The organism is Pseudomonas kurunegalensis (genome assembly GCF_030291635.1).
Taxonomy (GTDB): Bacteria; Pseudomonadota; Gammaproteobacteria; order Pseudomonadales; family Pseudomonadaceae; genus Aquipseudomonas; species Aquipseudomonas monteilii.
This window is the reverse complement of sequence record NZ_CP127871.1, coordinates 4826544-4851700: the sequence shown is the minus strand read 5'-3', so window position 1 is coordinate 4851700 and position 25157 is coordinate 4826544. Positions and strand designations below refer to the sequence as shown.

The window sequence follows — 25157 nt, the reverse complement described above, 5'->3', positions numbered from 1 at the left end:
GCAGGGTCCAGTATCCCGGCCATGGGCGGCCGGCGGCTTTACACAAACCGCCAAGTATAAGCTGTTAGCCGCCCCGACTGGCAGGATAAAAGTGCCCGGCGATCAGTTGTCGCGTGCGCCGCCGTAGTAACCGCAGCCCTGCAGGGTCTTGCCGTCGATGCGCAGCTCGGCACGCAGGTGGTGGATGGCACCGGTGGCGTTGTCTACACAGCGCTGCGGTGAAACCCACAGTTCCACGTGCTGATTGTTGGCTTCGCTGGTCAGGGTCAACCCGCCACCAGGTACTTCTTCTTCCAGGAAGGGCAGGGGCAGGGGCTCTTGACCGACGCGGTTGAGCACCATGCCTTTGCCGCTGGCCTTGATGTCCCACTCGGGCTCATGGCCATTGGCGCGCAGGGTCAGCTGCTTGAAGTTGGGGTCTTCGCAGGCGCGAGTCGAAGGTTCCAGGCGGTACAGGCGGCGCACTTCGAGCTGACCATCATTGTTGGCCTGCTTGCTCCCGGTGAGGCGACCACGGACGTCGGCGAACAGCTTGTCGTTGGCGTCCTTGGCGAGGTTTGCGGCCTCTTGCAGGATGCCCGTCGCACCGACGTCGTTGATCACGAAGGTGCGGCTTTCGCTGCACGGCTTGAACAGCAATTGGCCACCGGCGGCACGCAGTTCGCCCTGCATGCGCGTGGTGCCGATGTTCGGGTCGCTTGGCGGGCTAGCCATCAGTTGGCAGCCGGCGAACAGGGGCAGCAGGGCGGTGAGCAGCAGGGTGGGGGTGAGGCGCATGGGGCGAACTCCGGGGATCTTTTCCAAAGAGCTGGCCACGTTACGCAGGCTGGCGGCGGATCACAAGTTATTGCTTTCCAGTGCTGGCGATACATTTCTGGCAGGCAGAAAAAAGGGCCCGAAGGCCCTTTCCCGATTAACCCCCCAGGTACGCGTCGCGCACCTTCGGGTCTGTCAACAGCGCTTCTCCCGTCCCTTGCATCACCACCCGGCCGTTTTCCAGCACATACGCCCGGTCAGCGATCTTCAGCGCCTGGTTGGCGTTTTGCTCCACCAGGAACACCGTCACGCCATCACGGCGCAGCTGTTCGATGATGTCGAAGATCTGCTGGATGATGATCGGTGCCAGGCCCAGCGAAGGCTCATCGAGCAGCAGCAGCTTGGGCTTGCTCATCAGTGCCCGGCCAATGGCGAGCATCTGCTGTTCTCCACCGGACATGGTGCCGCCGCGCTGGATGTAGCGTTCCTTCAGGCGCGGGAACAGCTGCAGCACCTTGTCCAGCTGCTCCTGGTAGTCGCCCTTGTCGGTGAAGAAACCGCCCATTGCCAGGTTTTCCTCGACGGTCAGGCGGGCGAACACGCGGCGGCCTTCCGGCACGACGGCGATGCTCTTGCGCATGATGTGCGAGGACGGCTGGCCGACCAGTTCTTCACCCAGGTACTTGATGCTGCCACTGTGCGCCTGCGGCGAGCCGCACAGGGTCATCAGCAAGGTCGACTTGCCAGCGCCGTTGGCGCCGATCAGGGTAACGATCTCGCCCTGGTTGATCTCCACGTTGACGCTGTGCAGCGCCTGGATCTTGCCGTAGAAGGTGGAAACGTTTTCGAACTTCAGCATTTACGCTTCCCCCAGGTAGGCTTTGATCACATCAGGGTTGTCGCGGATCTCTTCCGGCGTGCCGTGGGCCAGGGGGGTGCCCTGGTTGATCACCACGATATGGTCGGAGATGCTCATCACCAGCTTCATGTCGTGCTCAATCAGCAGCACGGTGACGTTGTGCGACTCACGCAGGTAGGCGATCAGTGCCTTGAGGTCTTCGGTTTCTTTCGGGTTCAGGCCCGCAGCCGGTTCGTCGAGCATGATGATGCGCGGCTGGGTCATCATGCAGCGGGCGATTTCCAGGCGGCGCTGCTGGCCGTAGGCGAGGGTGCCCGCGGTACGGTTGGCGAACTCGGTCAGGTTGACCTTCTCCAGCCAGTACTGCGCGCGCTCCATGGCCTCTTTCTCGCTGCGGCGGAAGCTCGGGGTCTTGAACAGGCCGGCGAAGAAGTTGGTATTGAGGTGACGATGCTGGGCGATCAGCAGGTTTTCCAGCGCGGTCATTTCCTTGAACAGGCGCACGTTCTGGAAGGTCCGCACCACGCCCTTGCGGGCAATCTGGTGGCCGGCCAGGCCCTGGATCGGCTGGCCATCGAGCAGGATGGTGCCACCGCTGGGCTTGTAGAAGCCGGTCAGGCAGTTGAACACGGTGGTTTTGCCAGCGCCGTTCGGGCCGATCAACGCCACCACCTGTTTTTCCTTGACGGTCAGGCCTACGCCGTTTACCGCCAACAAGCCGCCGAAGCGCATACTCAGGCCGCTGACTTGCAGAATTTCGCGGCTCATCGACGCAGCTCCATGTGTGGACGTTGCATAGGCAGCAGGCCTTGCGGACGCCAGATCATCATCAACACCATCAGCGCACCGAACATCAGCATCCGGTATTCGCTGAACTCACGCATCAGCTCGGGCAGCAGGATCATCACGATGGCCGCGAGGATCACGCCCAGTTGTGAGCCCATGCCGCCGAGCACGACGATGGCGAGGATGATCGCCGACTCGATGAAGGTGAACGACTCCGGCGTCACCAGGCCTTGGCGCGCAGCGAAGAAGCTGCCGGCGAAACCGGCGAAGCAGGCACCCAGGGTGAATGCCGAGAGCTTGATCACGGTCGGGTTCAGACCCAGCGCACGGCAGGCAATCTCGTCTTCACGCAGGGCTTCCCAGGCGCGGCCGATCGGCATGCGCAGCAGGCGGTTGATGACGAACAGCGCCAGCAGGGCCAGCAACAGCGCCACCAGGTACAGGAAGATCACCTTGTTGATCGAGTTGTATTCCAGCCCGAAGAACTCGTGGAAGGTCTGCATGCCCTCGGCGGCGCGGCGTTCGAAGGTGAGGCCGAAGAACTCCGGCTTGGGGATGTTGCTGATGCCGTTGGGGCCGCCGGTCCAGTCGGTGAGGTTACGCAGGAACAGGCGGATGATCTCGCCGAAGCCGAGGGTCACGATCGCCAGGTAGTCACCACGCAGGCGCAGCACCGGGAAGCCAAGCAGGAAGCCGAAGGTGGCGGCCATCAGGCCGGCGATCGGCAGGCACACCCAGAAGCTCCAGCCCAGGTAGTGCGAGAGCATGGCGTAGCTGTAGGCGCCGACGGCGTAGAAGCCCACATAACCCAGGTCGAGCAGGCCCGCCAGGCCGACCACGATGTTCAGGCCCAGGCCCAGCAACACGTAGATCAGGATAAGCGTGGCAATGTCGACTGCACCGCGCGAGCCGAAGAACGGCCATACCAGTGCCGCGACGATCAGGCCAATGATCACGTAGCGCTGGGTCTTGGGCAGGGTCAGGTAGTTGCTGACGGCCGGCGGGATCAGCTTGCGATCCGAACGGCTGCCCATCACCGCACTCCACTGCTTGTCGAACAGCACGCGCAGGAACATCAGCACCGAACACACGGCGATGATGCTGATGGTGAACGACCCCTGGCTGTGCACGATCAGGCTGATGCCGTCGATGCTCAGTTTCAGGCCCAGTACCGGGAAGGCCACGGCCCATACCAGCAAGGCGCTGAAGAACGCCTGTTTGAGATTTCTGTTCATACTTTTTCAACCTCCGGGCGGCCCAGGATGCCGGTCGGCCGGAATAGCAGGACAAGAACCAACAAGCCGAATGCCACCACGTCCTTGTACTGGTCGCCGAAGATGTCGGCGCCGAACGCTTCGGCCACACCCAGCACCAGCCCGCCGAGCATGGCGCCCGGGATGCTGCCGATGCCACCCAGCACCGCCGCGGTGAAGGCTTTCAGGCCCACCAGGAAACCGGCGTTGGGGTTGATCACCCCGTACTGCATGCTCAGCAGCACGGCCGCCACGGCGGCCAGGGCGGCACCGATGACGAAGGTGAGGGCGATGATGTTGTTGGTGTTGATGCCCAGCAGGTTGGCCATCTTGATGTCCTCGGCGCAGGCACGGCAGGCGCGGCCCAGGCGGGAACGGGAGATGAACAGGGTAAGCAGGGTCATGGCCACCAGGGTGACCACGAACACCAGGACCTGCATGTAGCTGATCAGTACTTCTTCAGCACCACCTGGCCCGAAGGAGAAGCTGCCGGGGATCAGGTTGGGAATGGACTTGTCCTTGGAGTCTTGCGACAGCAAGACGGTGTTCTGCAGGAAGATCGACATGCCGATGGCGGAAATCAGCGGGATCAAACGGTTGCTGTTGCGCAGGGGGCGGTAGGCAACGCGCTCGATACTGTAGCCATAGGCACTGGTGACGAAGATCGTCGCGACGAAGGCGACGGTCATCAGGATAGGCAGCGAATGGATACCCATCATGGCCAGGCCCGCCAGGGCGATGAAGGCCACATAGGAACCGATCATGTACACCTCGCCGTGGGCGAAGTTGATCATGCCAATGATGCCGTACACCATCGTGTAGCCGATGGCGATCAAGGCATAGGTGCTGCCGATGGTCAATCCATTAACCAGTTGTTGGAAGAAATGGTAGATCTCAGGCATTACAGCGCTCCTAAAAACCTGATTTGCATTTCGCTGGCGGGGGTAGGCCAGGAAACCGCGGGTGACGGTTTTAAGATTTTCAGGTGAGCCTGCCCCCGGATCGCGGGGATCGGGCCCATGAACCTCGTAAAACAAAGCCCACTGCTCGCACAGTGGGCTTCTTCGGTCAGCTATTAGTCACGCAGTTACTGAGGGGAGACTTCGGTCTTCGGCTTGCCGAAGTGCCATTCGTAGACCACGAATTTGAAGTCTTTCAGGTCGCCCTTCTCGTCGTACGACAGGGTGCCGGTCGGGGTCTTGAAGGAGCCGGCGTGGATGGCAGCTGCCACCTTGTCGGTGTCTTCGGACTTGGCGGCCTTGATGCCTTGGGCGATCAGCTCGACAGCCGAGTAGGCAGGGAACACGAACGGGCCGCTTGGGTCCTTGCCGTCAGCCTTGATGGCGTCGACGATCTTCTTGTTCTCCGGGTCGGCATCGAACGACTTCGGCAGGGTGACCAGCAGGCCTTCGGAGGCGTTCTGGGCGATCTGCGAGATCGAGTCGTTACCCACGCCCTCTGGGCCCATGAACTTGGCTTTCAGGCCCTTTTCCTGAGCCTGGCGCAGGATCAGGCCCAGCTCTGGGTGGTAGCCGCCGTAGTAGACGAAGTCGACGTTGTTCTGCTTGAGCTTCTGGATGATCGAGGAGAAGTCCTTGTCGCCGGCGTTCAGGCCTTCGAACACGGCAACCTTGGTGCCTTTCTTCTCGAGGGTTTGCTTGACCGCGGTGGCGATGCCTTCACCGTACTGCTGCTTGTCGTGCAGTACTGCAACCACTTTCGGCTTGACGTGGTCGGCGATGTAGTTGCCGGCAGCCGGGCCCTGGGCGCTGTCCAGGCCGATGGTACGGAAGATCAGCTTGTAGCCACGGGCGGTGATTTCCGGCGAGGTGGCGGCCGGGGTGATCATGATCACGCCTTCGTCTTCGTAAATGTCGGACGCTGGCTGGGTGGAGCTGGAGCACAGGTGGCCGATGACGAACTTGACGCCGTCGTTGACCACTTTGTTGGCGACTGCCACGGCCTGTTTAGGGTCGCAGGCGTCGTCGTATTCCTTGGCTTCGAGCATCTTGCCATCGACGCCGCCCGCGGCGTTGATATCCTTGATGGCTTGCTTGGCGCCGATGAACTGCATGTCGCCGTACTGGGTCACAGGGCCGGTTTTAGGGCCAGCAATCCCGATCTTGATGGTATCGGCGGCAAACGAATGGCTGGCTACCCCGGCCAGTACCATTGCGGCGAACAGCTTGGAAATCTTGATCATAGTGCTCCACTCATTCTGTTGTAATTCTTATAGTCCTGGCGGCCAGGGCTACAGACCGGGCGGGATTTGCGGCGTGGCCATGCCAACGCGCAAGCCCACCTTCCCCCGGAACATGTCCCGGAACTGTACCGGTACAGTGTAGAGCGCTGTTCGAGCGCTTGAAAAGCGGTCGAAAAGTGCCTGTTTCCTGGGTTGTCGCTTGATCGACAGAAAGATACAGAAAGGCGCCATCAAACTGCCTGTATCTGTGACCCCACCCCACAACTTCGGGGTCAATCGACCAAATTACATATTTGAAACCGGGTTTTTCTGCAAAAATGCCGGCCTTTTTTATTGGCCGATTTTTGCGGATACCACCCATGACTGATCAAACAAGCACCCTCTATGCCAAATTGCTTGGCGAGACGGCAATCATCGAGTGGAAAGCGCTGGAGCGTTTCTGGGCCAAGGGTGACCTGATTTGGGTCGACCCCAGCCTGGACCTGATCACCGTTGCCGAGGCGATGGCCGAGAATCGCAGCGAGATCTTCGCCAAGTGGCGTAGTGATGGCACTGTTGGGCCGGTGTCGGCCGAACAAGCGCTGGACCTGCAAAGCCGCGATCCAGAGATCTGGGCGGTAGTGGTTTCGCCGTTCATCGTGATTCAGGTGAAAGGCCCGGAAGTGGCGTGATCGTTTTTGGTGCGCAAAAATGCGCAGCAGCCCCTAATTGGTGCTTGAAAGCATTCAAGGCGGGTAGAGGGAAGTAACAATTCGGCGTGGCGGTAACAGTTTACGGGATGCGTAATGTGTCTACCCCTCTGCCAACCTGTAAAACAATTCGAATAGTCGGGAGTCATTGATGAGCACAGCACTACCTTCGCTTGGATTCGCCGGCATCGGCCTGATGGGCCTGCCCATGTGCCGACGCCTGCTGGCGGCGGGGTACCCGCTGACCGTGTGGAACCGCAGCCCGGACAAGTGCGCTGCACTTGTCGCCGCCGGCGCGCGCCTGGCCAACAGCCCCGCCGAACTGTGCCAGGGCAGCGACATGGTGCTGCTGTGCCTGGCCGATACGGCTGTGGTACGCGAGGTAGTGTTCGGCGAACACGGCATTGCCCAGGGTGGACGCAGTGGCCAGTTGCTGATCGATTTCTCCAGCCTGGAGCCCACCGCCACCCGTGAAATGGCTGCCGAACTGGCCGCACTGTGCGGCATGGCCTGGCTGGATGCCCCGGTGTCCGGCGGCACGCCCGGTGCCGAAGCCGGTACCCTGGCGATCATGGTCGGTGGCGAGGCGGTTGACCTTGAGCGTGCCCGGCCGGTGCTGCAGGTACTTGGCCAGCGGGTGACGCATATGGGGGCGGTGGGCGCAGGCCAAGTGACCAAGGCCTGTAACCAGATGATCGTGGCGTGCAACGCCTTGGTCATTGCCGAAGTCGTGGCGTTGGCCGAGCAGTCCGGGGTGGATGCGACGTTGATCGCCGAAGCGTTGGCCGGTGGCTTTGCCGACTCCAAGCCCCTGCAGATCCTGGCGCCGCAAATGGCCGAAAGCCGCTTCGAGCCGATCAAGTGGCATGTGCGCACGCTACTCAAGGACCTTGATGGCGCGGTCAAATTCTCCCGCGAGCAGGGTTCGGCGACGCCACTCAGTGGCCTCGCCGCGCAATTGATGCGCCTGCACGGTAGCCAGGGTTACCTGCAAAAAGATCCGGCGACCCTGGTAGAACTTTACCGTAACAAGGGTTGAGCACGCCGTCCTGACGCTGCAACCGCTCCAGCAGTGGTCGCAGCTCGGCCAGTGGTACCGGGCGACCCAGCAGGTAACCCTGCAGATAGTCGCAGCCGTGGGTTTTGAGGAACGCTTGTTGTTCCGTGGTCTCTACGCCCTCACTGACCACTTGCAAGTGCAGCGTGTGTGCCATGACGATGATCGCCTGGACGATTTCACGATCCTTTTGGCTACCCGGCACATCCTGCAGGAACGTGCGGTCGATCTTCAGTACATCCAGCGGCAGGCGTTTGAGGTAGGCCAGAGATGAGTAACCGGTGCCGAAGTCATCGATCGACAGCGCGACACCCAGGGCGCGAACGCGCTTGAGCAGGTTCACCGTGCGCTGGAGATCACCCATGAGGGCGTTCTCGGTCACTTCCAGCTCGAGTTGCCGGGCGCAGAGCCCGGCGTGAAACAGTGCTTTCTCCACTTCGTTGGGTAGCTCGTCATGGCTAAGGGTCACGGCCGAGCAGTTGACCGTGACCTTGAAGTCGCCGTAGCCATAGCGCTGCAGGTGGGCCAGATCGTTGCAGGCGTGGCGCAGTACCCACAGGTCGAGGTCGATGATCAGCCCGTTGGCTTCGGCAATGCCGATAAAGCGTTCGGGGCCGAGCAGGCCATGTTGCGGGTGCTGCCAGCGCACCAGGGCTTCCAGCTTGGCCAGCTGCCCGCTGCGCATATCGAAGATGGGCTGGTAATGGACGCAAAGCCCGCGTTCTTCGAGCAGTGCCATGCGCAGTTCTTCTTCCAGATGCAATGCCATCGTGGCCTGGGTCTTCAAGTTGTCGTTGAAGAAGTTCAGGCTGTTGCGCCCGTTGTCCTTTGACTGATACAGGGCCAGGTCGGCATGTTTGAGCAGCTCTTCGACGCTGGTACCGTCGTCAGGGAAGATGCTGATACCGATGCTGGTGGTCATGACCATACGCCGCCCACCCAGGTCGATGGGCTCTTTCATTCGTTGCATGATGCGCTGGGCCAGATGGCGGGCTTCGTCGCGGTTATTGAGGCTGGTCACGATGCAGAACTCGTCGCCCCCGAAGCGCGCGACCAGGTCCTGGCTGCGGGTGGCGGCCTTGATGTGGTTGGCGATCACCTTGAGCAGCTCGTCACCGGCGTCATGGCCGAGGCTGTCGTTGATGCGCTTGAAATGGTCGATGTCGAGGAACATCACTGCCAGGCGGCTTTCACTGGCCTGGTGTTCGGCCAGCCGCTCGGCGAACACCTGGTTGAAGCCACGGCGGTTGACCAGATTGGTGAGCGCGTCGTAATGCGCCGCTTGTTGCAGCGAGGCGCGGGCCTGGTCCAGCTGGCTGAGTAGCACGCTGACCCGGCGCAGGTCGTGCTCTTTACTCTGCAACTTCTTGTCGGCCAATGCGGCACTGATACTGGCACCACTGATGAGCAGGGTGATGAAGCCGATGCCCAGCCCAAGTTGCAGGCTGTTGTCGCCAGAAGGCAGGCGCAGGGCGGTATCGGCCGGGATGACCAGCGTCATGGCCGACATCGCGGTGAAATGGGTAGCGACGATTCCGGCAGCCATCAGCAGGCTGGCGCCGTACTTCATGGCCTGGTACAGGGTGCCGCTGCCATTACGGAAGTAGCGGGCCAGGCACAACGCGGCCAGGCTGGTGAGCAGGGCAATGGCGCCAGAGGCCAGCAGCAGGCCGGTCTGGTAATACTGCACGGCGCCGGTTTCCATGGCGGCCATGCCGACAAAGTGCATGAGAATGATGCCCAGGCCAATCAACACTGCGCTTTGCACAAAGTGATGCGTGCGCATTTGTGTGCGTTCCAGGCTGTGCATGGCCAGCCAGGCTACGCCCAGGGCGATGAGCAGCGAAAGAATGGTCAGGGAAACGTCGTAGTGCACTTCCACCGGCGCCTGGAACGCCAGCATGCTGATGAAGTGCATGGCCCAGATGCCACCGGCCAGGCAGCAAGCGCCGAGCATGTTCCATTGGCGGTGGGCAGTGGGTTCGGGGCTGTGGGATTGTCGCTCGGCCATGTCGAGCGTGGCGAAGCAGGCCGCGCAGGCGACGAAGTAGGCGAGCAGAACCAGAAACGGTTCATGGCGGCAATCAATGACGATACGCCCGGTTGCCGGCAAGTCGGCGAACAGTTGCAGCCCTAGCCATTCCATGGAATGCCTCTTGATCGAGTTTTCACTCGTCTGCGCTACAACCCTGTGCAGACTGTCCAGAGGCAGTATAGGAAAGAGTATTTAAGCCTTCCTGACTAATGGCATATTGATTCCAATGATTTGGTTATCAGTGTGATTGCAGCCAGGAATAAAGGATTTGGCCCTTGTGCTATCTCTGTAGGAGCGGCCTTGTGTCGCGATGGGCTGCGCAGCAGCCCTAGATTTCTGCACTGATGCAAAATAACCGGGGCTGCTGCGCAGCCCATCGCGACACAAGGCCGCTCCTACAAGAGACCGATGGGATCAGCCGGCCACCAGCACGCGAATGGCTTCCAGGCGCAGGGCGGCCTTTTCCAGCATTGCCAGGCCATCTTCACGCTGCTTGCGCAGGGCGTTGATTTCGCTGTCACGCACACTCGGGTTGACCGCTTGCAGTGCCACCAGGCGGGCCAGCTCTTCGTCGGCCTCTGCCGCCAGGCGGCGCTGGGCTTCGGCCACGCGCTCGATGTGGGTCGGCAAGATTTTCTCTTCACCACCACTGATACGCTTGGCCAGCACATCGCGCTGGGCCTGGACGAACTTGTTGGCGCTGGCGCGCGGCACGCTTTCGAGCTGGTCGTTGAGGGTTTCGAAGGCCACGCGCGATGCCAGGTCGTTGCCGTTGGCGTCGAGCAGGCAGCGCAGTGCCGCTGGCGGCAGGTAGCGGCCCAGTTGCAGGCTGCGCGGAGCCACCACCTCACTGACGAACAGCAGTTCGAGTAGCACGGTGCCCGGTTTGAGCGCCTTGTTCTTGATCAGCGCCACGGCGGTGTTGCCCATCGAGCCGGACAGTACCAGGTCCATGCCGCCCTGCACCATCGGGTGCTCCCAAGTGAGGAACTGCATGTCCTCGCGCGACAGCGCCTGGCCACGGTCGTAGGTGATGGTCACACCTTCGTCGTCGCCCAGCGGGAAGCTGGCGTCGAGCATCTTCTCGCTTGGCTTGAGGATCAGGGCATTCTCGGAATGGTCTTCGCTGTCGATGCCAAAGGCGTCGAACAGGGTTTCCATGTAGATCGGCAGGGCGAACTGGTCGTCCTGTTCAAGAATGGCCTCGACCAGTGCCTGGCCCTCGCCAGCGCCGCCAGAGTTGAGCTCCAGCAGGCGGTCGCGGCCAGTATGCAGTTCGGCCTCCAGGCGCTCGCGCTCGCTGCGGGCGTCGGCCACCAGTGTATCCCAGGCCTTGCTCTCGCCACCTTCGAGCAGCGGCAACAGGCGCGGACCAAACTGGTGTTGCAGGGCGTTGCCGGTCGGGCAGGTGTTGAGGAAGGCGTTGAGGCCTTCGTGGTACCACTGGAACAGGCGCTCTTGCGGGCTGTCCTGCAGGTACGGGATGTGCAGCTGGATCGTGTGCTTCTGGCCGATCCGGTCCAGGCGGCCGATGCGCTGTTCGAGCAGGTCGGGGTGTGCTGGCAGGTCGAACATCACCAGATGGTGGGCGAACTGGAAGTTACGGCCTTCGCTGCCGATCTCGGAGCAGATCAGCACCTGCGCGCCGAATTCTTCGTCGGCGAAGTAGGCGGCGGCACGGTCGCGTTCGAGAATGCTCATGCCTTCATGGAACACCGACGCCGGGATGCCGGAGCGCACGCGCAGGGCGTCTTCCAGGTCCATGGCGGTTTCGGCGTGGGCGCAGATCACCAGCACTTTGGTGCGCTTGAGCATCTTCAGGGTATCGATCAGCCAGTCGACGCGCGGATCGAAACGCCACCAGCGTTCGTCGTCGGCTACCTCGCCCTGGGCCTGGAAGGCCACTTCCGGGTACAGCTCAGCGTGTTCGCCAGCCGGCAGGTCGCGGTATTGCTCGGGCGTGGCCAGCGGGTAGGGGTGCAGCTGGCGCTCAGGGAAGCCCTGAATTGCGGCACGCGTGTTGCGGAACAGCACGCGGCCAGTGCCGTGGCGGTCAAGCAGTTCGCGAATCAGGCGCGCACTGGCCTGGGTATCGCCATCGTTGACCGCGGCCAGCAGGGCTTCGCCTTCGGCACCCAGGAAGCCCTGGATGGTGGCGTGCGCCTTGGGCGACAAGCGGCCCTCGTCGAGCAGTTCCTGTACGGCTTCGGCAACCGGGCGATAGTGCTCGCTCTCGGCACGGAAGGCGGCCAGGTCGTGGAAACGGTTGGGGTCGAGCAGGCGCAAGCGGGCAAAGTGGCTGTCCTGGCCAAGCTGCTCTGGGGTGGCGGTGAGCAGCAGCACGCCCGGGATCACCTGGGCCAGTTGCTCGACCAGGCCATATTCGGCGCTGACCTGATCTTCGTGCCAGGCCAGGTGGTGAGCTTCGTCGACCACCATCAGGTCCCAGCCGGCAGCGAACAGCGCATCCTGGGCCTTTTCGTCGTCGACCAGCCACTCCAGGGCAACCAGCGCGAGCTGGGCGTCCTCGAACGGGTTGCTGGCGTCGCTCTCGATGAAGCGTTCAGCGTCGAACAGGGCTACCTGCAGGTTGAAGCGGCGGCGCATTTCCACCAGCCACTGGTGCTGGAGGTTTTCCGGTACCAGGATCAGTACGCGGCTGGCACGGCCCGACAACAACTGGCGGTGAATCACCAGGCCAGCCTCGATGGTTTTGCCCAGGCCCACTTCGTCGGCCAGCAATACCCGTGGGGCGCTGCGGTCGGCGACTTCGCGGGCGATGTGCAATTGGTGGGCGATCGGTTGCGCGCGGCAGCCGCCCAGGCCCCACAGTGCCGACTGCATCTGCTTGCTGGTGTGCTGCAGGGTGTTGTAGCGCAGGCTGAACCACGACAGTGGGTCGATCTGCCCGGCGAACAGGCGGTCGCTGGCCAGGCGGAACTGGATGAAGTTCGACAGCTGGGTTTCTGGCAGGGTACGCGGCTGGTTCTGCCCGTCCAGGCCGTGGTACACCATGAGCCCGTCGATGTCCTCGACCTCGCGCACGGTCAGCTTCCAGCCCTCGAAGTGGGTGATCTGGTCACCGGGCGAAAAACGCACGCGGGTCAGCGGCGCATTGCGCAGGGAATACTGGCGGGTGTCGCCAGTGGCCGGGTAAAGCACGGTCAACAGGCGGCCATCCTGCGCCAGGATGGTACCCAGGCCGAGCTCTGCTTCGCTGTCGCTGATCCAGCGTTGCCCCGGTTGATACTGCTGCGCCATACTGCCTGAACTCCCGCGATGAAAAAGCCGATTATGTTAACGGATCGGCCGGTCAGACCAAAGTGCGAACGCACCGAAAGGTGCCGAACGACAACAGGAAGTAAGTCAGTCTAGCTGTTTCATCGCCTCGCACTGTGCAGCCGACGAGGGCACCGCTTCTATATGTCTGCCAAGCACCGCTGGATGAGCGCTTCCATGGCCGTGGGCAGCCTGCTGCTGCTGAGTGCCTGCGAGCAGAAGAATTTCGAGACCTTGCCCCCCATTCCGATGGAACAGCTTGAAGTGCTGGGCGTCCAGACACCGATCAAGAGCGTGCACTACCGTGACCGCGACGGTGAGGGCCTGCTGGTACTGAGCCGCAGCGATGGCCAGGCCAGTGACCCGGAAAGCGAACAGGAAGTGGACAAGGTGGTACTCAAGGCCACCTTGTACGGGCGCACTGCCGAAAGCGATGCATTCAAGGCGCGTTGGCAGATCGAACAGGAAACCACCTGCCCGGGGCTGGACCTGGACGTGGACTTCTACACCGACGTCAGTGATGTCAGCGACTTGAACAAGGACGGTGTCGCCGAGGTGACGGTAGCCAGTCATGCCTTCTGTGGCGGCGGTATCGACCCGCACGACATTGCCATCGAGATGCGCGAAGGGCAGGCCAGCTACACCATTACCGGCCAGTCGCTGATCACCCCGGCGGGCGAGGAACCGGTCGGTGGCGAGCGCGAGGACAGTGCCTCGCTGAAAACCGCGCCGCAGGTATTGCGCGACCATATGGACGCGGTCTGGCAGCAGGTTTACAAGCGGCCCTGGAGCGAAGCCAGCCCGCCAGATGACGACGAGCCTGACGACGAAACCGAGTAAATGTTGTCCATGACATCAAGGTAAACCCGCACCTGCCGATACAGGGGCACAGGAGAACGTCCATGCTGCCGCCGATCATTCCGCTCAGTGCCGCACCGGTGACCTCGCAACAGGACCCGGTCAAACCCACCCCCGACATCAAACCGGTGGTGCCGACGCAGCCTGCGTCCGGCGAAAGTGCCATCGACCTCAAGCACCAGCGTGACCCGCAGGAGCAGGCACTGTTGCTGCGCGATGAGCAGCGTCGCCAGCAGCAACGCAGGCAGAAGGGCGATCAGGAACGCTACAGTGCCATGCCCGGTGATGAGGTCAACGCCGACAACACCGTGCCGGTGGCCCCGTTGATGGGCGAACACGTACGCCAGGGGCTGCTGGTGGACATCGAAGTCTGACAGGGGACTGGTCAGCACCTGCGGCTGGCCTCATCATGCAAGTCTCAGTTGATCGTCGAGCCCACCCATGAGCCAAGACAACCTCATCGATTTCGATGCCGAACGCGCCAAGCGCGTCCACGACCTCAAGGAAAAGCGCCTGAACGACATGCGCAACGCGTTCGAGCAGGCCCTGCCGTTGAACAGCAGCAAGAAAAAGAAACCCAAGAGCAAGCCGAAGAAGCGCTGAAATTTGACGCAGGTCAACCCTGCACCCGCCTCGCGTGCCCGGCCTCGGGCACCATTGATCCCGATCAATTTTCCCCCCCGCCACATTGGTTACCTTGCACCCATCGGACAACGGCAAACGAATGGGGAGGCCAGCATGTTCTTCGACAACGTGGTTATCGCCGGTGTGGTAACGGTCGGGTTGATGTTTGCCTTCTTTGCCGGTCTGGGCATTTTCATCTGGAAGGACTCGAACAAGCGCAAGCCGCGCTGACCTTCCGGGTACACGAGCACGCAAGGCATTTAGGGCGACTTCGGTCGCCCATTTTTTTTGCCTGGGATTTGTGCTCTGGTTGCATGCCGATAAAGATGATTAGCTAGCTAATTATTCATTTCCACTTTATCCTGCTCGCCATTGTCTATCTTTTCTACAAGACCATCCCCGCAAGGTCCGCTTCGTGCCCATTACCTTCCAGGCCCTGTTCGCCCCCAGCAGCCTCGCCCTCAAGTTCGCCATCAAGACCCTGCTCGGTGGTGGCCTGGCGTTGTGGCTGGCGATGCGTTGGGGCCTGGAGCAACCGGCATGGGCACTGATGACTGCTTTCATCGTCGCCCAGCCGCTGTCGGGCATGGTGGTTCAGAAGGGCCTGGCGCGGCTGGCGGGTACCTTGGTTGGCACCGTCATGTCGGTGTTGTTCATTGGCCTGTTTGCACAGACCCCAGGCTTGTTTCTGCTCACCCTGGCCCTTTGGCTGGCCCTGTGTACCGCCGCCTCTACCCAACTGCGTAGCGCCTGGGCCTATGCCTTCGTGCTGGCCGGTTACACCGCCGCCATCATCGCCTTGCCGGCCATCGACCACCCGCTGCAGGTGTTCGACCAGGCGGTGGCGCGCTGCACCGAGATCTGCCTGGGCATTTTCTGCGCCACCGCCAGCAGTGCCTTGCTCTGGCCCATGCGCGTGGAACAGCAACTGGGCGGGCAGGCCCGACAGGCCTGGCAGAACGGTCTGCAAGCCGCCAGTGCCATGCTGGGTGGCGAGGACGAGGCGCGCAAAGGCTTGCTGGAGAGCCTGGGGCGCATCGTGGCCATCGACAGCCAGCGCGAACATGCTTGGTTCGAAGGCAACCGTGGCCGGCAGCGTGCCCGTGCCATTCGTGGGCTCAGCCAGAAGCTGATGGTGCTGTTGCGTATCTCCCGGTCGGTACGCCGTCAGTGGCGGCAACTGGATGAGCGGGAGGCTGAGCACCTGGCGCCCTGGTTGCACGAAGTGCGCACACTGTTGGGCAAACCCGACAAGCCCGGCCTGTTACTGCTGCGCCAACGTATCTGGGATGCCGCCCACGATGAGCAGATCAGTTCGGCGGAGCACTTCTGCCTGGCGCGCATGGCCCTGCTGCTGGATTACGCCATGGCTGCCGGCCAGGCGCTGGAGGATGTGGAGGCGGGCAGGGCGCCCAAGGATGTGTCCCAAGGCCTGGCTGCGCACCGCGACTGGTCGCTGGCCTTGCTGTTTGGTTCGCGCAGTGCGCTGGCCTTTCTGGTCATGAGCGGGTTCTGGTTGGCCACGGCCTGGCCTTCGGCGCCGGGGGGCCTGGTGCTGACCTGCGTAGTCTGTAGCCTGTTCGCCAGCCGTGAGAACGGCGCGCAGATTGGCTTGAGTTTTTTGCGCGGGATTTTCCTGGCCATACCTGCTGCGTTTCTGGTCGGGCAGATTGTGCTGCCGCAGTGGAGCAGCTTCGCCATGCTCTGCCTGGCCATGGGTGTGCCGCTGTTTCTGGGTGCGCTGGGCATGGCCCACCCCCGTACCGGGGCTACGGCCACTTCCTATTGCCTGCACTTCATTGTGCTGGTGTCGCCGCTCAACGCCATGCAGTTTGGCGTGGCGACCCTGCTGAACAGTGCCTTGGCCATGCTGGTGGGGGTGTCTGCAGCAGTCATGGCCTTTCGTTTATTGGTGTTTCGTCACCCGGCCTGGTTGGGCCGGCGACTGCGCGCAGCCACCCAAAGCGACCTGGTGCGCCTGACCCGGCGCGACCTGCGTGGGGCCGACAGCTGGTTTGGCGGGCGGATGGCTGACCGCCTGATGCAACTGGCGCGGCATGCCAGTGAATTACCGGAAGACGAGCGCAAGCGCTGGGACGACGGCCTGCATGGGCTGGACATGGGTGATGAACTGGTACACCTGCGCATGTGCCTGGCGGTCGCCCAGGCCCCCTTGGGGCGTGCCGAGCGCGAGTACCTGCAACAGGTGGAGGCGGTACTGGCTAAAGGGCCTGCCGCCGGGCGCGGGCAGCGCCTGGACACCGCCAGTGAGCAATTCATCGCTGCCCTGCGCCGGCTGCCTGCCAGCGACCCGTTGCGGCTGGCTGAAGGTGCGGTGCTGCAACTGCAAAAAAGCTGGGGCAAGTGGTGCCGCTGGCAGGAGGAAGCCCATGGGGTTGCGTGAATGGGAAGTGGGCGGCGTGCTGCTCAGCCCGTTTCTGCTTTATGTGTTGCTGGCGCTGCTGCTCACCGGCCTGTTGCGCCTGGTGGTGCAGGCCACGCCGCTGGGGCGCTGGATCTGGCATGAGGCGCTGTTTGATGCGGCGCTGTTCGTTTGTGTGTTGTTCCTGGTGGTACGCCTGCTGGGGCCTTTATGAAGGAGTGTTTCGATGCGTGCGGCCGTACGTACCTTGGTGACGCTGTGTGTGGTGGCCTTGGCCGTGTTGGCCGGCTACCAGCTGTGGCAGTACTACATGCTTACCCCCTGGACCCGCGACGCCCGTGTGCGCGCCGATGTGGTGGTGATTGCGCCTGACGTGTCCGGCTGGGTACGCGGGCTCAAGGTCCATGACAACCAGCAGGTCAAGGCGGGCGACCTGTTGATGAGTATCGACCGCGAGCGCTTCCAGGCCGCGTTCGACCAGGCCAGCGCCGTGACCGAGACCCGCGCCCAGCAATTGCGCCTGCGCGAACGCGAAGCCGCCCGGCGAACGGCCTTGGGGCCCGAGGCGATCAGTGCCGAGTTGCGTGAGAACGCCCAGATCAATGCGGCCATCGCGCGTGGCGAGTTGCACGAAGCCGAGGCGCAGTTGCAGGTGGCCAGGATCAACCTTGCGCGCAGTGAAGTGCGGGCGCCGCGCAGCGGGCATATCACCAACCTGCGTCTGGCCGAAGGCAACTATGTGAACACCGGGGAAGCGGTCATGGCCCTGGTGGATGATTCAACCTTCTATATCCAGGCGTACTTCGAGGAAACCAAGCTGCCCCGTATTCGTGTGGGGGATACCGTGAAAGTCTGGCTGATGGGGGCGGGTGAGCCGATGCAAGGGCATGTGGAGAGCATCAGCCGCGGTATTACCGACCGCAACAGCAACCCGGACAGCCAACTGCTGCCGGAAGTGGAACCTACCTTCAACTGGGTGCGTCTGGCCCAGCGCATACCGGTCAGGATTCGCCTGGACCAGGTGCCGGAAGGGGTGACCCTGAGTGCGGGGATGACGGCCAGTGTGCAGGTGCATGAGCAGTGAAAGCGGGGCCACTGTGTGGCCCCAAGCTGGCGGGCTCAGAGGAACATCCCGCCCGACACCTCCAGCCGCTGCCCGGTAATCCAGCCATTACCGTCTTCCAGCAACAGCGCAATGGCCGCCCCGATGTCATCTGGCAAGCCCACGCGCCCCAGCGCCGTGTTGCCGGCAATGAAGGCATTCACCTGCTGATTATCCCGCACCACCCCGCCGCCAAAATCCGTCTCGATTGCCCCCGGTGCCAGAATGTTCACGCGAATGCCACGCGCACCCAGTTCCTTGGCCTGGTAGCGGGTCAGCACTTCCATTGCGCCTTTCATCGCGGCATAGGCGGCATACCCTGGCAGCGCAAAACGCGCCAGACCGGTGGAAATGTTGATGATGCGGCCATTGTCGACCAACAGTGGCAGCAGGCGCTGGGTGAGGAAGAACGGCCCTTTCAGTTGAATGTTCAGCAACTGGTCGAACTGCGCCTCGGTGGTATCCACGTACGGCACATTCAGCCCGATCCCGGCATTGTTCACCAGGAAGTCGAAGCGCTCGCGGCCAAAGTGCTGCTGCAGGGTCACGCCCAAGCGCTCGGCGAAACTGGCAAAACTGCTGCTGTCGCTGACGTCCAGTTGAAGCATGGCGGCCTTGACCCCGGCCTTTTCCAGCCGTGCGACCACCGCGTGGGCTTCGTCCGCCTTGCTGTGGTACGTGCCGATGACATCGATACCGCGCGCAGCCAGGTGTTCGGCAGCATTTCGGCCGAGGCCGCGGCTGGCGCCAGTGATCAGGGCAATTTTGCGGGTCATGGTGAAAACCTCATGGTGGGTGGATGAGGACAGGTTATTGGTCGCTGCCTGGCTGTTAAATCCTGCAAAAACGGAAATACTGTTCGTGAAAACCGGATAGTCGAGGCCCGCAGTGAACAAGCTTGAGTTATTGCGCACCTTTGTGCGGGTGTGTGAGGTCAACAGTTTCACCTTGGCCGCCGAGCGCCTGGGGTTGCCACGGTCGACCGTGTCGGAGCAGGTGAGGGCGCTGGAACGCTTGCTGGGCACACAGTTGTTCAACCGCACCACCCGGCGTGTGCAGGCGACCCAGGATGGCGCCTTGTTGTACGAGCGTAGCAAGGACCTGCTATCGGGCATGGACGAGATCGAGAGCCTGTTCCGTGCCGATGATGCCGAGCTGGCTGGGCGACTGCGCATCGACCTGCCGACCATGATGGCCCGTCGGGTCATCATCCCGGCGCTGCCGATTTTTATGCAGCGTTTTCCGCAGCTGGAGGTGGAGCTTAGTTGCACCGACCGCCAGGTTGACCTGCTGCGCGAAGGGTTCGATTGCGTGATGCGTATTGGCGCCTTGCATGACCTGGACGTGGTGGCACGGCCGGTCGGGCAATTGAGCATGCGTAACTGTGCCAGCCCCGCCTACCTGGCCCGTTATGGCATGCCGCGTACCTTGCAAGACCTGGCCGGGCACCAGTTGGTGCATTACGTACGCACCTTGGGCGCACGCAGTGCCGGTTTCGAATATCTGCAAGGCGGTGAACTGCAGTACCAGGCCATGGCCGGTGGGGTCACGGTCAACAATGCCGAGGCCTATTCGGCGGCTTGCCTGGCCGGGCTGGGGCTGATCCAGGTGCCGGCGGTAGGTGTCGACGAGTACCTGCGGCGAGGTGAGCTGGTTTCGGTGCTCGAAAACTGGCAGGCCCCGGCTATGCCTGTCTCTTTGTTGTATGCAAGGCAACGGCATGTGCCCCGTCGGGTCCAGGCCTTCATGCAGTGGCTGGCGGAGCTATTGCGCTCCCAGGTCGACGCGGTAAACGGTGAGCGCTGAAAACCATGGCGCGGTCATGCGCACCTGCGTTAGGCTGCGGCTTGCGAGTTGCCCGGTAGAGGCGACCCATCCCCCGCCAGGCGTGCGTATCTTCCGATATCATTGCGAGGTTACGTCATGGCCATCACTTCCCAGGACATCTGCAACGCTGCCGACCAGCTCAAGGGCTTTGTCGGTTTTCATGGCAAGCGTGGTGTCCATATTGTGCGTTTTTCCGAGGATTCGTTCGGCATGGACGTGGCCGACGACAGCATTACCCCGTGCAACGAGTTTGTCTGGCGGCCTGAGCAAGGGCAGCGCATGGCGTTGTGTCGTGAGCGGCTGGCGCTGTTGCTGGAGCAGCATGTGGATGACCGCTTGAATATTGGTGAGCCGCTGCGTGCTTACCTGCGCCGCCAGGACCTGCCAGAGATCGTGGCCGAGCGCAGCCTGCAACAGCCCTGATGCCCCCTGCAGAAGCTGACTTGCCCGCGAAGAATCCGACGCGGTGCATGGCACCGGCTTTGCCGGTGTTCGAGGGTAAACCCGCGCCTACAGAGGCTGTGTGCTGCTTTGGGATGTTTGGTGCAACAACGCCTCCAGCCCGGCATTGTCCAGCGGTCGGCTCATGAAATAGCCCTGTACTTCGTGGCAGCGGTCGTTCTCCAAGGCTTTGAGCTGCTGTTCGCTTTCGACGCCTTCGGCAGTCACCGTCAACCCCATCGCTTCGCCCAGGTTGATGATGGCCTGAACCACCGCTCGGTCGCTGCCGCCGTTGTTGTTCAGGCCACTGATGAAGCGCTTGTCTATCTTGATGCTGTCGAACGGGTAGGTACGCAGGTAGCCCAGCGATGAGTAACCCGTGCCGAAATCATCCATGTTCAGGCGCACGCCCAGCTCCTTGAGCGACAGCATGGTGCCCAGCGCGCCTTCGATGTCGTTGAGCATCACGTTCTCGGTGATTTCCAGCTCCAGGCGCTGGGCCGGGAAGGCGGTTTCCAGCAGGATTTCACGCACGTCGGCTACCACGTCGCTGCGCAGGAACTGCGCGGGCGACAGATTCACCGAAACCAGAATGTCGGCTGGCCAGTCATGGGCTGTGCGGCAAGCCTCGCGCAGCACCCAGCGGCCCAGCGCGACGATGATGTCGCTTTGCTCGGCCAACGGGATGAACGTGTCCGGCCCCAGCAACCCTTCCTGCGGGTGCTGCCAGCGCAGCAAGGCTTCGACCGCTACGATGCGTCGGTCGCTGAGGCGGTAGCGCGGCTGGTAATGCAGTTCGAACTCCTGGTTGCGCAGGGCCCGCCGCAGGTCGTTTTCCAACTGGCGGCGGTACTGGATCTGCTGGTTCATCTCGGCAGCGAAGTAGCGCCAGGTATTCTTGCCATCGGCTTTGGCCTGGTACAGGGCAATGTCGGCGCAGCGGATCAATTCGCCCGCATCGAAACCCTGGGTGCGGGTTTGGGCGACGCCAATACTGGCACCGACATGCAGGGGTTGGCCGTCGAAGGTGATGGGTTGTTGCAGCAGGCTGATCAGGCGCGCGCAGAAGCGGTCGATTTCGTTGCGGTTGTCCATGCCGCTTAGCACCAGGATGAACTCGTCGCCGCCCAGACGCGCTACCAGGTCACCGTCGCGGGTGGTATCGCGCAGACGCGTCGCCACCTCTTGCAGCACAGCATCCCCGGCAGCATGGCCGAGCGAGTCGTTGATCGGTTTGAAGTTGTCGAGGTCCAGCAGCAGCAGGCTCAAGGGTGGCGAGTCGGTGCCACGCAGCAGGGCTTGCTCCAGGTGCCTGGCGAGCTTGTTGCGGTTGGCCAGGCCGGTCAGTGGGTCGTGCAACGACAGGTGCTGAATGCGCGCGTGGGCGTCGACTTCGTCGGTGATGTCGCTGGCGGTGCCGCGAAAACCGCTGGGTTTGTCGTCATACCAGATGGCGCGGGCCGAAATCCTGCAGTAGCGGTTTTGGCCATTCTGGTCGCGGTAGGTACAGCGCAAATTGGCCAACTGTTGTGGGTCGGCGCTGGTCAGGGCGTCCAGCCAAGGCGAGAGCGGGGTGGTATCGCAGGCCAACAGCTGGTTGAGCGGTTGGCCCAGCCAGTCCTCCACGGGGTAGCCGGTGACGTTGGCAAAGCGTTGCGACAGGTAGGTCAGGCGTTGTTGCCGGTCGGTTTCCCAGATCCAGTCAGACGCCGATTCGGCCACCGCGCGAAAACGCTGCTCGCTGGCTTCCAGCGCCTGGTTGCTCTGTTGCAGGTGAGTGAGTGTAAGGCCGATTGCCCGCGAGCTGCGCAGGGTGAGGCGGAACAGGTACAGCATGATCAAGCCAAGCATCAGCAGCGCGCCTACCAGTGGCGGCAAGACGGCCCACAGCAGCTGGCGCCCCGGCAACGGGCTGTTCCAGGCCAGGTGGTAGCCGGTATCGCCCAGCTCGATGCGCAAGTGGCCGTGCTCACCCCTGTTGTCCTTGTCCACATGCATGCCGGTAAGGCCGGCGCCGGTGCCCAGCCGCGTCAGCTTGTCTTCGGTGAGTTGATCGATGAACAGCATCACCGGGGCCTGGCGTACCTCACTGTCGGTGACATCGCGGTCCGGTCGAACAGCGGCGGCAGTCAGCACGGCCGGCCAGCCATTGAACAGCACGTAACGGGTGGTCTGTTCCCGTGGTACGGCCGCGGCGCGGGCCTGGTCGATGATCGGCTGCAGGGGCGCATCTATATAAGTGTTGGCGCCTGCCTGGCTGGGCTGTCCCTTGAACAACGCGTAGGTGGTGCGGCTGTCTTCTACAACGAACACCCCTTCGTAGCCGCTGGCGCTGTACAGCGACTCGCCTACGTTCTTTTCTTCATAGGCCCATTTCCAGTCTACCTGGCCTGCCAGGTGTTCGAAGGCAGCATCCCACACGGCATAGCTGGACAAGAACTGGCGCGAGGCGATCAGTCGCTGCTCCAGGGCCTGGTTCGCATGGAAGGCGCTACGCTGACGCTCCTGGTGATCAAGGGTGGCGGCGATGTTGAACAGTGCGCCCAGCGTAACCAGGCAGGCCAGGCCGAAAACTGCACTGAAACCGGCAATCAGGCGGCGCACCTGAAAGCGCGGTGTGGGGCTGGCGGGGTGGAGTTTGGCAGTCCTGGCCATGCGTGAGCGGCTCCTTCAAGCAGCCTCCCGCCAGGCAGTCAGGAAGGAGGTTCAATCAGGATAGGCCAGCTTGAGCGTAGAAGCCTCGCCGCGGGCAAAATTGACCTGGTCGCGGCCAGCGTGCTTGGCGGTGTAAAGCGCCTTGTCTGCCTGGTCGAGCCAGTGTTCGGGTGACTCCAGGGTGGCTTCGAAGGGGGACAGGCCGATGCTCAGGCTGATGCGCAGGTGCGGCAACTGTGGGTTGCGGTAGTTGGCGACCCGTTCGCGCAGGCGCTCCATGGCCTGGCAAGCCTGGGCTTCACTGGTGTCTGGCAGCATCACACAAAACTCGTCGCCGCCATAACGCCCGGCCTGGTCGCCTTCGCGCAGATTACGGCGCAGCTCGGCGCTCAGCTGGCGCAGCACACAGTCGCCGACCACGTGGCCGAAGGTATCGTTGATGGTCTTGAAATGGTCGATGTCGATCAGGGCGATGACCGCGTGCCCCTGCTGTTGTTTACAGGCCTGGAACTTCAGCAGTAGCAGGTCTTTCCACGCGCCATGGTTGAGCAGCCCGGTCAGGCTGTCGGTGAGGCTCAGGGCGCTCAGCCGGCGCTTGTGGTCAGCCAGTTTGATCGCCAGCTGGTAGCACACCCAGCCCAAGGCCAGCGGGTACAGCGTCAGCATTGGCAGGCAGGCGTACACCTGCAGGGAGGTGGCGGTCAGCTGAAGGCCGGGGCCAAGCAGCAGGATGGAGACAAGCATGCCGGCCAACTGGGCCAGCAGCCCGCGAAAGACCATGCGCTTGCCGCCGGCTGCGACGTTGTTCATGGTCATCATGGAAAGTACCGTCACGCCGGGGAGCGGGTTGAAATGCATGGCGGCAGTCCAGAACCCACCCATCAGCGAGTCCAGCAGCAGGTTGCGCTGTTCTGCCTGGTAGGGCATTGCCGAGCGGCTTGCCCACAGGTAGGCCATGTGCGGCCACAACAACCCGTTGAACAGCACCAGCAGCCATGCCCAGGAGGGGGGAGACAGCGGCGCGATGGCCGCCATGACACTGAACAGACCGATGCCCAAGCCAATGACGCGCGGCAGGTAGATGCGCTTGACGAATGAAAGGCCTTTGCCGCTGCGGTTGTCCATCGTGTTCATCGCTATTCTACCGGGGTACCGTTTATCGCATAACTCGCATGAATATTGTTGAACAGTGTTTCATCGGCGAAAAATGACCTTACAAGCCAATTCACGGTTGATCTGATCACTGTGGGGTAACATGAAGGCTTTCCTGTTGCTCGGAGTGTTGCTGATGATCCCTTTGGCCAACGCTGCCGGCGAGCCGGCGCCACAGCGGGATGGGCGTTTTCACAACCAGGCATCGTTGCCGCAGGATGGGGTGCTGAAAAAGCTGCGCATCGGGCTCAAGTACCTGTTCTTGCGCAAGCCCCCGCAAACCCGGCCGGCCACCCCGATCAGCCTCCAGCCCATGACCCGCGAGCAGGTGCTCGACGCCCCTGATCACAGCGTATGGCGCCTGGGCCATTCCACAGTATTGCTCAAGCTGCGCGGGCGCTTCTTTATTACCGACCCGGTGTTCGCCGAGCGCGCCTCGCCGGTGCAGTGGGCGGGGCCGCTGCGCTTCCATGCGCCACCACTGGCGCTGGACCAGTTGCCGCCACTGGCTGCGGTGGTACTGTCGCACGATCATTTCGACCACCTCGACGAGCAGGCGATTCGCCAGTTGGCGCCACGCACCGGGGTATTCCTGGCCCCACTGGGCGTGGGCGACCTACTTATAAGCTGGGGCGTGGCTCCGGCGAAGGTGCGCCAGCTGGACTGGTGGCAGGAAAGCGAGGTGGAGGGCGTGCGCTTTGTCGCCACCCCGGCACAGCACTTTTCCGGGCGCGGGCTGCTGGACAGCAATCGAACGCTGTGGGCGTCCTGGGTGATCATCGATGACGATGTGCGGGTGTTCTTCAGTGGCGATACCGGGTACTTCGACGGTTTCAAGCAGATAGGCGAGCGTTTCGGGCCGTTCGACCTGACCTTGATCGAAACCGGCGCCTACAACGTCGCCTGGCCCAACGTACACATGCAGCCGGAGCAGAGCCTGCAGGCCCACCTGGATTTGCGCGGGCGCTGGATGCTGCCGATTCACAACGGTACGTTCGACCTGTCTACCCACGGCTGGCAGGAGCCTTTCGAACGCATACTGACGCTGGCCAACCAGGCCCAGGTGCGCTTGAGCACGCCGCAGATGGGCGAACGGGTCAGCCTTGACTCACCGCATGCCGGGCAGAACTGGTGGCAGCCACGGCCTGTGCGTCAGCGGGGCCACGCCAAAGAGCGCACGATGGCGGCACGCTGAGAT

23 protein-coding genes are annotated in these 25157 nt (G+C 62.5%); 12 read left to right on the top strand and 11 right to left on the bottom strand.

Annotated features, from left to right (window positions below; all coding sequences use genetic code 11):
* Window positions 1-102: 102 nt before the first annotated feature.
* The 6 genes from QQ992_RS22160 to QQ992_RS22135 form a co-directional block, all read right to left on the bottom strand.
* Window positions 103-777, bottom strand: a complete 675-nt coding sequence (locus tag QQ992_RS22160; protein WP_286111046.1) for a COG3650 family protein — start codon at window positions 775-777, stop codon at window positions 103-105.
* Between the two features lie 136 nt (window positions 778-913).
* On the bottom strand, window positions 914-1615 hold the full coding sequence (locus tag QQ992_RS22155; protein WP_003254879.1) for an ABC transporter ATP-binding protein: 702 nt from the start codon (window positions 1613-1615) through the stop codon (window positions 914-916).
* Complete coding sequence (gene livG / locus QQ992_RS22150; RefSeq protein WP_013973920.1) at window positions 1616-2383, bottom strand: high-affinity branched-chain amino acid ABC transporter ATP-binding protein LivG; 768 nt, start codon at window positions 2381-2383, stop codon at window positions 1616-1618.
* Complete coding sequence (locus tag QQ992_RS22145) at window positions 2380-3636, bottom strand: high-affinity branched-chain amino acid ABC transporter permease LivM (RefSeq protein ID WP_286111043.1); 1257 nt, start codon at window positions 3634-3636, stop codon at window positions 2380-2382. The genes livG and QQ992_RS22145 overlap by 4 nt, the downstream gene beginning before the upstream one ends.
* Entirely contained in the window at window positions 3633-4556 is a 924-nt protein-coding gene (gene livH / locus QQ992_RS22140; RefSeq protein ID WP_003254876.1) for a high-affinity branched-chain amino acid ABC transporter permease LivH, read from the bottom strand. The genes QQ992_RS22145 and livH overlap by 4 nt, the downstream gene beginning before the upstream one ends.
* Before the next feature lie 185 nt (window positions 4557-4741).
* Window positions 4742-5857, bottom strand: a complete 1116-nt coding sequence (locus tag QQ992_RS22135; RefSeq protein WP_198752954.1) for a branched-chain amino acid ABC transporter substrate-binding protein — start codon at window positions 5855-5857, stop codon at window positions 4742-4744.
* Window positions 5858-6216: 359 nt separating this feature from the next.
* Here QQ992_RS22135 and QQ992_RS22130 point away from each other — a divergent pair, with 359 nt between their 5' ends.
* Both QQ992_RS22130 and QQ992_RS22125 read left to right on the top strand, forming a co-directional pair.
* Window positions 6217-6528 (top strand): DUF2288 domain-containing protein, encoded by a 312-nt coding sequence (locus QQ992_RS22130; RefSeq protein WP_016713799.1) that lies wholly within the window; start codon window positions 6217-6219, stop codon window positions 6526-6528.
* Window positions 6529-6697: 169 nt separating this feature from the next.
* On the top strand, window positions 6698-7585 hold the full coding sequence (locus tag QQ992_RS22125) for an NAD(P)-dependent oxidoreductase (RefSeq protein WP_286111041.1): 888 nt from the start codon (window positions 6698-6700) through the stop codon (window positions 7583-7585).
* Here QQ992_RS22125 and QQ992_RS22120 read toward each other — a convergent pair.
* Window positions 7485-9749, bottom strand: coding sequence for a putative bifunctional diguanylate cyclase/phosphodiesterase (locus QQ992_RS22120; RefSeq protein ID WP_286111040.1), 2265 nt, complete (start codon window positions 9747-9749; stop codon window positions 7485-7487). The two genes, QQ992_RS22125 and QQ992_RS22120, sit on opposite strands and share 101 nt — an antisense overlap.
* A 303-nt stretch (window positions 9750-10052) precedes the next feature.
* Window positions 10053-12899 (bottom strand): RNA polymerase-associated protein RapA, encoded by a 2847-nt coding sequence (rapA, locus tag QQ992_RS22115; RefSeq protein ID WP_286111039.1) that lies wholly within the window; start codon window positions 12897-12899, stop codon window positions 10053-10055.
* 162 nt (window positions 12900-13061) lie between these two features.
* Here rapA and QQ992_RS22110 point away from each other — a divergent pair, with 162 nt between their 5' ends.
* From QQ992_RS22110 to QQ992_RS22080, 7 genes are all read left to right on the top strand, one after another.
* Window positions 13062-13757 carry a M949_RS01915 family surface polysaccharide biosynthesis protein gene (locus tag QQ992_RS22110; protein WP_105945875.1) on the top strand — a complete coding sequence of 232 codons (696 nt, stop codon included), beginning with the start codon at window positions 13062-13064 and terminating at the stop codon, window positions 13755-13757.
* 62 nt (window positions 13758-13819) lie between these two features.
* Window positions 13820-14149 carry a hypothetical protein gene (locus QQ992_RS22105; RefSeq protein ID WP_016713804.1) on the top strand — a complete coding sequence of 110 codons (330 nt, stop codon included), beginning with the start codon at window positions 13820-13822 and terminating at the stop codon, window positions 14147-14149.
* 67 nt (window positions 14150-14216) lie between these two features.
* The gene (locus QQ992_RS22100; protein WP_016713805.1) at window positions 14217-14378 is read left to right on the top strand and encodes a hypothetical protein; all 162 of its coding nucleotides are present in this window, start codon (window positions 14217-14219) and stop codon (window positions 14376-14378) included.
* 135 nt (window positions 14379-14513) lie between these two features.
* Entirely contained in the window at window positions 14514-14630 is a 117-nt protein-coding gene (gene ccoM / locus QQ992_RS22095) for a cytochrome c oxidase subunit CcoM (RefSeq protein ID WP_008097462.1), read from the top strand.
* Between the two features lie 184 nt (window positions 14631-14814).
* A complete protein-coding gene (locus QQ992_RS22090; RefSeq protein ID WP_286111035.1) occupies window positions 14815-16803 on the top strand; it encodes an FUSC family protein in 1989 nt (662 codons plus the stop codon).
* The gene (locus QQ992_RS22085) at window positions 16790-16996 is read left to right on the top strand and encodes a DUF1656 domain-containing protein (protein WP_016713807.1); all 207 of its coding nucleotides are present in this window, start codon (window positions 16790-16792) and stop codon (window positions 16994-16996) included. The genes QQ992_RS22090 and QQ992_RS22085 overlap by 14 nt, the downstream gene beginning before the upstream one ends.
* Before the next feature lie 12 nt (window positions 16997-17008).
* Window positions 17009-17866 (top strand): efflux RND transporter periplasmic adaptor subunit, encoded by an 858-nt coding sequence (locus QQ992_RS22080; RefSeq protein WP_110740424.1) that lies wholly within the window; start codon window positions 17009-17011, stop codon window positions 17864-17866.
* 35 nt (window positions 17867-17901) lie between these two features.
* Here the strand turns inward: QQ992_RS22080 and QQ992_RS22075 are convergent, their stop codons facing one another.
* Window positions 17902-18660 (bottom strand): SDR family NAD(P)-dependent oxidoreductase, encoded by a 759-nt coding sequence (locus tag QQ992_RS22075; protein WP_286111033.1) that lies wholly within the window; start codon window positions 18658-18660, stop codon window positions 17902-17904.
* 112 nt (window positions 18661-18772) lie between these two features.
* Between QQ992_RS22075 and QQ992_RS22070 the strand changes: the two genes are divergently transcribed.
* Both QQ992_RS22070 and QQ992_RS22065 read left to right on the top strand, forming a co-directional pair.
* On the top strand, window positions 18773-19690 hold the full coding sequence (locus QQ992_RS22070; protein WP_198752966.1) for a LysR family transcriptional regulator: 918 nt from the start codon (window positions 18773-18775) through the stop codon (window positions 19688-19690).
* Window positions 19691-19807: 117 nt separating this feature from the next.
* A complete protein-coding gene (locus QQ992_RS22065; protein WP_016713809.1) occupies window positions 19808-20134 on the top strand; it encodes a DUF2025 family protein in 327 nt (108 codons plus the stop codon).
* An 87-nt stretch (window positions 20135-20221) separates the two neighbouring features.
* Here QQ992_RS22065 and QQ992_RS22060 read toward each other — a convergent pair whose 3' ends face one another.
* Window positions 20222-22807 carry a bifunctional diguanylate cyclase/phosphodiesterase gene (locus tag QQ992_RS22060; protein WP_286111032.1) on the bottom strand — a complete coding sequence of 862 codons (2586 nt, stop codon included), beginning with the start codon at window positions 22805-22807 and terminating at the stop codon, window positions 20222-20224.
* A gap of 51 nt (window positions 22808-22858) precedes the next feature.
* Window positions 22859-23932 carry a diguanylate cyclase gene (locus tag QQ992_RS22055; RefSeq protein WP_286113990.1) on the bottom strand — a complete coding sequence of 358 codons (1074 nt, stop codon included), beginning with the start codon at window positions 23930-23932 and terminating at the stop codon, window positions 22859-22861.
* Window positions 23933-24062: 130 nt separating this feature from the next.
* On the opposite strand from QQ992_RS22055, the gene QQ992_RS22050 reads away from it, so the two are divergent.
* Window positions 24063-25154, top strand: coding sequence for an MBL fold metallo-hydrolase (locus tag QQ992_RS22050; protein ID WP_286111031.1), 1092 nt, complete (start codon window positions 24063-24065; stop codon window positions 25152-25154).
* The last annotated feature ends 3 nt before the right edge of the window (window positions 25155-25157 follow it).